The organism is Myceligenerans indicum, from assembly GCF_016742955.1.
Lineage (GTDB): Bacteria > Actinomycetota > Actinomycetes > Actinomycetales > Cellulomonadaceae > Myceligenerans > Myceligenerans indicum.
In genome coordinates this window covers 1-8,298 of the sequence record NZ_JABBYC010000085.1, presented here as the reverse complement: position 1 = coordinate 8,298, position 8,298 = coordinate 1, and the positions used below count along the sequence as shown (strand labels likewise).

Below are 8,298 nucleotides of genomic sequence, written 5' to 3'. Positions count from 1 at the left end.
GATGTGTATAAGAGACAGGTACTTTCGGGGCCGGGCGCGCCGCGGGCGCCCCGCCCGTCGTGGGGCGGGGCGCCCGCGGGAGGCGCCGGTGGTCAGGCGCGGAGCATCTGTGCGAAGTCCGGGGTGGTGGTGAACGGGTCGGCGGGTCCGGTGTTGTGGCGTGCCGCGACGCGGTCGGCGAGTGCTCGGCCGGCGCGGTCGATCCGTCCGGGCAGCGGGTTGGCGTCCCGGTCGGTGTCGTGTCCGGCGTCCCCGTCCCTGGCCCAGTCGTCGGTGGCCGCGAACACGGCGGTGGGGACGACGTCGGCGCGCAGGTAGGTGAACAGCGGGCGCATGGAGTAGTCCAGCGTCAGGGAGTGGCGTGGTGTCCCGCCGGTGGCGGCCAGCAGCACGGGCATGTCCGTCAGCGTGTCCTTGTCCAGGATGTCGACGAACGACTTGAACAGCCCGGAGTAGGTGGTGGTGAACAGCGGGGTGACGGCGATGACGCCGTCGGCGTGGGTGAGCCGGTCGATGGCTTGTTCGAGGTCGCCGCCGGCGAAGCCGGTGAGCATGGCGTCCATGATGGCGTGGGCGTGCTCGCGTAGTTCGATGACCTCGACCTCGACCTGGTGGCCGTCTCGTTCCAGCTCCCGGACGGTGGACGCGGCGAGCCGGTCGGCCAGCAGCCGGGTCTGGGAGGGCTGGGACAGGCCCGCCGTCACCACGACGACGGTACGTGTTTCGTTCACAGGTCTGCCTCCTCGGCAACGGTTCCGGTGTAGGGGTCCACGGAGTCGCCCACGTGGCCGGCCACGGTCTGCCCTGCGGTGCGGGCGGCCGCGACGCGTTCGGCGTGCGTGGGCGGGTTTGCCGGGACGCCCTCGGGGCGCTTGGCCTCGACGATCTTGCGCAGCTCGGGCACGATCTGGTCGGCCAGGATGTCGATCTGTTCCAGCACGGTCTTCAGCGGCAGGCCGGCGTGGTCGGTGAGGAACATCTGGCGCTGGTAGTAGCCGACCTCGTCGACGAACGCGCCGTAGCGGTCGATGACCTGCTGGGGCGAGCCGACGGTCAGGGGGGTGTCGCGGGTGAAGTCCTCCATGGACGGGCCGTGCCCGTAGACGGGCGCGACGTCGAAGTAGGGGCGGAACTCGTTCCACGCGTCCTGGGAGCGGGGCCGCACGAACACCTGTCCGCCCAGGCCGACGATCGCCTGGTCGGCGCGCCCGTGGCCGTGGTGCTCGTAGCGCTGGCGGTAGAACCGGACCATCTGCTTGGTGTGGCTCATGGGCCAGAAGATGTTGTTGTGCAGGAACCCGTCACCGTAGTAGGCGGCCTGTTCGGCGATCTCCGGGGAGCGGATGGAGCCGTGCCACACGAACGGCGGCACGCCGTCCAGGGGGCGCGGGGTGGAGGTGAAGCCCTGCAGCGGGGTACGGAACTTGCCCTCCCAGTCCACGACGTCCTCGGTCCACAGGCGGCGCACCAGCGCGTAGTTCTCCACGGCCAGCGGGATGCCCTGGCGGATGTCCTGCCCGAACCAGGGGTAGACCGGGCCGGTGTTGCCGCGGCCCATCATCAGGTCCATCCGGCCGCCGGAGATCACCTGGAGCATCGCGTACTCCTCGGCGATCCGGACCGGGTCGTTGGTGGTGATGAGGGTCGTGGCGGTGGACAGGGTGATGTTCTTGGTCACTCCCGCCAGGTAGCCGAGCATCGTCGTCGGGGAGGAGGCGACGAAGGGCGGGTTGTGGTGCTCACCGGTGGCGAAGACGTCCAGCCCCGCCTCGTCGGCGTGCTTGGCGATGGTGAGCATGTCGCGGACGCGCTCGGTGTCGTCCGGGGTGTGGTCCGCGACCGGGTCGCGGGTGACGTCGCTGACGCTGAAGATGCCGAACTGCACGGCCGACTCCTCTGGTGGGTTCCTGCGGGACCTGGTGCGGTGACCGCGCCAGTCCATGCGTTTGCATGTATGGGTCCGAACGTGGCCCAGCCTAGGTTCATTCCGTGAGATCGCGCACAACCACCCCTGATACGCCAGGATCCAGCTTGCGCGGGCCTGCGCGACGCGTAGCCTTGACAGATCATCGTTTCCGCCCGGAAGAACCTGGAACACGCCAGCGTGTCCGTGCGTTGAAACTTCGGATCTTCTTGAAGACAGTCTTCAGCCCTATTCCCCGAGACCCTGGAGGACGACATGGCTGACCGCTCCCTGCGCGGCATGAGCATCGGCTCGAAGAGCATGGAGTCCGACGAGGGCGTGGATTTCGCCCCGCGGTTCCAGGCGTACTACGACTGCCCCAACGGGCACACGATCATCCTTCCGTTCGCGACCGACGCCGAGGTTCCCGCCCTGTGGGAATGCCGGTGCGGCGCCGAGGCACTGCTGCGGGACGCCGAGCGTCCCGAGGCCAAGCCGGGCAAGCCGCAGCGCACGCACTGGGACATGCTCCTGGAGCGGCGAACCGTCAAGGAACTCGAGGAGCTCCTCGACGAGCGCCTCGAGCTCCTGCGAGCGGGCAAGCTGCGCCGCTCGGCGTGAGTTCGTCCGGCCCGGCACCCCGCGGATCCGCGCACCTCGCTCGGATCCGCACGCCGGGCCTCGTAGTTCGACCTTCGTGAGTTCAACCTTTGTGAGTTCGACCTCTTTGACCTCGGGCGTTGCCTGATCCGAGGTCATGACCACCGAGCGCCGCCGGGATTCCCGGCGGCGCTCAGTGGTCTGCACGGCGAGGACGGTGCTCAGCCCACCAGCGCGTCCCGGTCCGGTGCCGTGTGCCCTCGCCGCTGCGCGCCAGCTCGCACCGCTCCACGCCGCGCGGACACCCGCACGGCGACACCCGCAGCCACCAGCAACCCCGCCAGGACCCCCACGACCCATCCCGGCCAGTAGCCGGCCGCGACCGCGGGGGTGATCGCGGCCCGCAGCGGCAGCACCGCGGCAAGCGTCTCGTGCGTGAACAGTCCGGTGGAGGTGACCAGCGTGCCGTCCGGAGCCACGATGCCGGAGACTCCCACGGTCGAGACCTGCACGGCAGCCCGGCCCGTGGTGATCGCCTGCATGCGGGTCATCGCGAGCTGCTGGGTGGATTCGGCGGTCCAGCCGAACGCCGCGTTGTTGGTCGGGACCACCAGGAGCTGGGCACCGCGCTGCACGGCGTCGCGCACGATCTCGTCGTAGGCCACCTCGAAGCAGATGACCGTGGCCACACGGACACTGCCGCCGCTGCGCGCGACACCTGGACGGACCGGCACGTCCATCACGGCGGGGGCCTCACCCGGCAGCATGTCACGGGTGACCCGGTCGACCTGGTCCGACAGCAGCCGCACGAGGCCGCGCAAGGGGATGTACTCCCCGAACGGCGCGGGATGCTGCTTCGCGTACCGCTGCGTGGCACCCTGCCCGGCCTGCCACAGCAGCGACACGTTGTAGCGTCCCCCACCGGGCGGGTACTCCTGGGTGCCCAGGAGGATCGGGGCACCGACGGTCGTGGCGGCGGCGTCGAGCGCGGCCGACGCGGCGTCACTGGTGCGAGGGTCGGCACCCGTGGAGTCCTCCGGCCACAGCACCACGTCGAGCTCACCGGCGAACTCCTCCGCGAGCTCGTAGGTGCCTTCCAGGTGGTTGCCGAACACCTCGGGCCGCGCGGCGAAGACACCGAGATCGGGGTCGGCCACGTTGCCCTGCACGGCCCCCACCCGCAGCACGCCCTCCTCACCCAGGTCACGGCCGGCGTCGTACACCGCGGCACCGTCACCGGCCCGCACGGTTCCGGTGTCCGCCGAAGCGGGCAGAGGCAGAGCGGCAGGCGCGGCGACGATCGCCGCGGCGGCCACGATCACGCCGGCCGCGCGGCCGGCGGACGACGGCGCTCGCGGACCGGTGAGGAGGGTGTGCACGGCGGCGGCGAGGCCGAGACCGGCCAGGCACACGCCGAAGGTGACCAGCACGCTGCCGCCGAGCCAGGCGGCGCGTCCGAGCGGGGCGTCGACCATGGTCCAGGCGAGACGGCCCCACGGGAACCCGCCGAACGGCACCTCGGCACGCCACTGCTCGACGGCGGTGAACACGACGGCGAACGCGACGGCCTGCCAGGCTCCGGCGCGCACGGGCGCGTCCCGGCCGCGCAGTCCGGCGCGCACGGCCCGCCGCGCCCACGTCCACAGGGCGCCGAACAGCGCCAGGAACAGGGCCTCGATGACGGACATCGCGATCCACGGCGCGATCTCGGTGGCGTTGATCGCCCATCGCACGTGCGGGAGGAAGAACGTGATGCCGAACGCGAACCCGGCCAGGGTGTTCCACCAGGCGTTGTCCTCGCGCAGCGCCCACCACAGCAGCGCGACGGCGACGAACGCTCCGGGCCACCAGCCCACGTCCGGGAAGGCCGCCCACAGGGTGAGGCCGCCGGTCACGGCCAGGAAGAGGTTCACGATCCGCTGGATCATCCGACGTCGCACGATCGCAGCCTAATCGTTCCGCCTGAGGGCCCCGCCCGAGCCGCCCGGCACCGGGACGGGCGGCTCAGTCCGACAGGGTGTCGTGCAGGACGACGCCGTCGCGCATCGTGTGCAGGCACTCGGGTGCGGGGGCGTCCTGGGACAGGGCGGGCAGCAGCGGCTGGCCGGCGCGCGCCTCCTGGCTCCAGGAGGACAGCGGGCTCAGACGCGCCGAGCCGGTCTGCACCGTCAGTTCGTCGGCCCGCCAGACCGCGAGGTGGGCGGGGGACCCGACCCGCAGTTCTCCCGCACCGGTGTGGTCCAGGCCGGCCAGCCGCCACCCGCCGCGGGTGTGGGCGCGGAACGCCGCGCGGGCGGACATGCTCTGGTCGGGATCCTCGTGCGCGGTGGCGGCCCGCACCCCCGTCCACGGGTCCACCGGGGTGACGGGCGTGTCCGACCCGAACGCGAGCGGGATCCCGGCCCCGACCAGGTCGGCGAACGGCTGCAGCCCACCCGCCCGCACGGCACCGAGCCGCTGGGCGTACATGCCGGTGGTGCCGCCCCACGCGGCGCCGAACGCGGGCTGCATCGACAGGGACACGCCGTGCAGCAGCAGCGAGGACAGGGCCTGGGCGTCGACGAACAGGGCGTGCTCGATGCGATGCCGTCCGGCGCGCAGCCGGGCGGAGCCGTCGGCCTGTGCCGCGAGGACGAGGCCGGCCAGGACCTCGTCCATGGCGCGGTCCCCGATGACGTGGAACCCGGCCTGCCGGCCGGCGGCGCCCACGGCGGTGAGGTGGCCGGCGATCTGCTCGGCCGACAGGTACAGGTTCCCGTGCCGGTCGGCGTCGTCGGCTCCCGCGGACAGGTCGGCGTAGGGCGACCGCAGGGCGGCGGTGCGTGAGCCGATGGAGCCGTCGACGGTGAGGTCACCGGCGATGCCGGTCAGGAACGGCAGCTCGGCGACCAGGTCGCGCGCGGCCTCGACGGTCTCGCACAGCTCCCCACGGTAGGCGACCACGTGCGGCAGCCCACCGGCCGGGTCCGTGGTGGCCGCCATGATCTCGGCGAGGCCGCCCCGGGTGTCCAGGTGCGGGGCGCTCATCTCGTGCACGGACACGACCCCGCGCGCGGCCCATGCGGACAGCGCCGCCCGGCAGGCGCGGGCGTGACGTTCGGGCGAGATACGGCGCGAGACGTCACGCACGTCGTGGTGGGCCCGGGCGGTCAGCACACCGTCGGACACCCGGCCCGGGAGCTGGTCGACGCCGGCGGCGGCGGCCAGGGAACTGGACACGACCGCGGAATGCCCGTCGACCCGCCCGGCGTACACGGGGCGGCCGCCGGCCACGTCGTCGAGCTCGGCACGGCTCGGAGGGCGGCGTTCGGGCCACGCCTGCTCGTCCCAGCCGAACGCGAGGAGACACTCGCCACCGCCGGGATCGGTGCCGTCCAGCCGCCGCGCGCCGTCGGCCAGCGCCGCCAGGGCATCGGCCAGGGACCGCACTCCGGCGGCCGCGGACAGGTCGACGCCGTCCATGGCCAGACCCGTCTCCAGCACGTGCACGTGCGCGTCCACGAACCCGGGCGTGACCAGCGCACCGTCCAGCTCGACGACCCGATCGGCGCGCGCCGCCAGACCGTCGGCGGTGTCGTTCGCACCGAGCCAGGCCACCACACCGTCGTCGACGAGAACGGCTTCGGCGAACGGATCGGCGGCCGAGTGCACGACGCCACCACGGTAGAGGATCGAGGTCACGGCATGAACCCTATGCGATCGCGCGGCCACCGGCCGTCCCGGCCGGCGGCCGCCTCGGTCACACGCTCGAGTAGGCCACCACACCGCGCAGCACCGCGTCGTGCGCGCGGCGCGCCGTGCGGCGCAGCTTCTGCGACGGCGCGGCACCGGCAAGCTGGTCCAGCACGTCCAGCACCTGCTTGCACCAGCGCACGAAGTCCCCGGCGGCCAGCTCGTGCGCGGAGTCCAGCGCCACGCTCAACGGCCTGCCACTGGCCCACCGGTGCACCGGAGCCACGATCCCCAGATCCAGCCGGCCGGTGGCCTCGATACCGTGCCCCTCCTCCAGGTCGTCCACCTCGGACCACACCCGCAGCGTCTCGTCCAGCGCCCGGGCCAGCACCCCGCGCGGCCCACCGGGCACGAACGGCTCGCTCTCGGCCTCACGCCGCCCCTGATACACCACGGCCGACACCACCGCGGCCAGACCCGCCGGATCCAGCTCGTCCCACACACCGCGGCGCAGGCACTCGGCCAGCAGCAGATCGTTCTCCGCATACAGGCGGCGCAGCCACCGGCCCGAATCCGTCACCCGCAGCCCGGCGGCATGATCGGGCCCCTCGGGCAGCTCGGCCACGTACCCGAGCTCGGCCAGCACATCCAGGGTGCGGTCGAACGTCCGGGCGATACCCCCGGTACGGCCCTCCACCCGCCGCACCAGCTGGTCGTGCTCCGACTTCAAGGTGCGCCACCGCTGCGCCCAGCGGGCATGATCCTCCCGCTCAGGACACCCGTGACACGGATGCGCCCGCAGCCGCGCCCGCAGCCCGCTCAGCTGCGCGTCCGAGGCAGCGTCCCCACGCCCGCCACGCCCCGCCGCGTGGTCACCGCCACGCCCCGCCACGCCGGAGGCGTCCGCCTCACCGACCGCGGCCCGCAACCGCAGCGCCAAATCACGACGCACCTCCGCCTTGCGCGTGTTGGCCCCCTTGGGGATCTTCACCCGCCCCACCGTGCGCACCCCACCGGGCACGTCCGCCAGCGTGAGCCGCTTGACCTGCCGCTCCTGGGTCAGCACCGTCGGACGCGGACCGTCGAAACCGCCCTGCTCCCCCGGATCCAGCACCAGCACATAGCCGCGCCGCCGCCCGGTGGGCAACTGCACCACATCACCCCGCCCCAGCTTCTCCAGCGCCGAGACCACCTCCGCCCGCCGCGCACTCGTGGCCGCACGCGACAGGTCCTTCTCCCGCGCCGAGATGTCGGCCCGGATCCCGGCGTACTCCGCGAAGTCCCCCCGGTCACACGCCATCGCCTCCGCATACCCCTCCAGCGCCTCCGCATGCGCACGCGCCTGCTTCGCCAGCCCCACCACGCCCCGGTCGGCCTGGAACTGCGCGAAGCTCGTCTCCAGCACCTCCCGCGCCCGGTCCCGGCCCACCTGCGCCACCAGGTTCACCGCCATGTTGTACGTGGGCCGGAAGGAGGACCGCAGCGGGTACAGCCGCCGCGAGGCCAGCCCCGCCAGCGCCTGCGGATCCAACCCGTGATGATCCACCACGACCGCATGCCCGTCCGTGTCGATCCCCCGCCGCCCCGCCCGCCCGGTCAGCTGCGTGAACTCCCCCGGCGTGATCGGCTGATGCCCCGTCCCGTCCCACTTGACCAGCTTCTCCAGCACCACGCTGCGCGCCGGCATGTTGATCCCCAGCGCCAGCGTCTCGGTCGCGAACACCACCTTCACCAGCCCGGCCGCGAACAGCTCCTCGACCGTCTCCTTGAACACCGGCAGCAGCCCCGCATGATGAGCCGCCACACCCCGCGACAACGCCTGCGACCACGACCAGAACCCCAGCACCTCCAGGTCCTCCGGCGGGATCGCCGCCGTACGCCGCTCCACCACCTCACGGATCCGCGCCTCCTCCGCGGCGCTCGTCAGCCGCAGACCCGCCCGCAGGCACTGCTCCACCGCACCCTCACAACCCGCCCGGGAGAACACGAACCAGATCGCCGGCAACATCCCGTCCGCGTCCAGCGCGTCCACCACCGCGAACCGCGGCGGCGTGCGCCGCCGCACCACACCACCGGTCGCCCCGGCACCCGAACCCTCGTCCCCCACCTGTCTCTTATACACA

6 protein-coding genes are annotated in these 8,298 nt (G+C 72.6%); 1 reads left to right on the top strand and 5 read right to left on the bottom strand.

The annotated features are described in order from the left end of the window. Positions 1 to 92 precede the first annotated feature (92 nt). Together HGK34_RS21405 and HGK34_RS21400 are read right to left on the bottom strand one after the other, a co-directional pair. On the bottom strand, positions 93 to 731 hold the full coding sequence (locus HGK34_RS21405) for an FMN reductase (RefSeq protein WP_201851298.1): 639 nt from the start codon (positions 729 to 731) through the stop codon (positions 93 to 95). Further along, a complete protein-coding gene (locus tag HGK34_RS21400; protein ID WP_201851296.1) occupies positions 728 to 1,885 on the bottom strand; it encodes an LLM class flavin-dependent oxidoreductase in 1,158 nt (385 codons plus the stop codon). The genes HGK34_RS21405 and HGK34_RS21400 overlap by 4 nt, the downstream gene beginning before the upstream one ends. A 294-nt stretch (positions 1,886 to 2,179) precedes the next feature. Here HGK34_RS21400 and HGK34_RS21395 point away from each other — a divergent pair, with 294 nt between their 5' ends. After that, the gene (locus HGK34_RS21395) at positions 2,180 to 2,524 is read left to right on the top strand and encodes an RNA polymerase-binding protein RbpA (RefSeq protein ID WP_123814580.1); all 345 of its coding nucleotides are present in this window, start codon (positions 2,180 to 2,182) and stop codon (positions 2,522 to 2,524) included. 200 nt (positions 2,525 to 2,724) lie between these two features. Here the strand turns inward: HGK34_RS21395 and lnt are convergent, their stop codons facing one another. From lnt to HGK34_RS21380, 3 genes are all read right to left on the bottom strand, one after another. Further along, entirely contained in the window at positions 2,725 to 4,443 is a 1,719-nt protein-coding gene (gene lnt / locus HGK34_RS21390; protein ID WP_307816167.1) for an apolipoprotein N-acyltransferase, read from the bottom strand. A gap of 64 nt (positions 4,444 to 4,507) precedes the next feature. After that, positions 4,508 to 6,184, bottom strand: a complete 1,677-nt coding sequence (locus HGK34_RS21385) for an amidohydrolase (RefSeq protein WP_201851293.1) — start codon at positions 6,182 to 6,184, stop codon at positions 4,508 to 4,510. A 58-nt stretch (positions 6,185 to 6,242) separates the two neighbouring features. Beyond that, positions 6,243 to 8,298: DEAD/DEAH box helicase (locus HGK34_RS21380; RefSeq protein ID WP_201851291.1), on the bottom strand; the 2,056-nt coding region annotated here is incomplete at its 5' end.

Excerpts from the sequence above, each read along its gene's own strand:
- HGK34_RS21395 (WP_123814580.1), top strand. The coding sequence starts at position 2,180 with ATGGCTGACCGCTCCCTGCGCGGCATGAGCATCGGCTCGAAGAGCATG.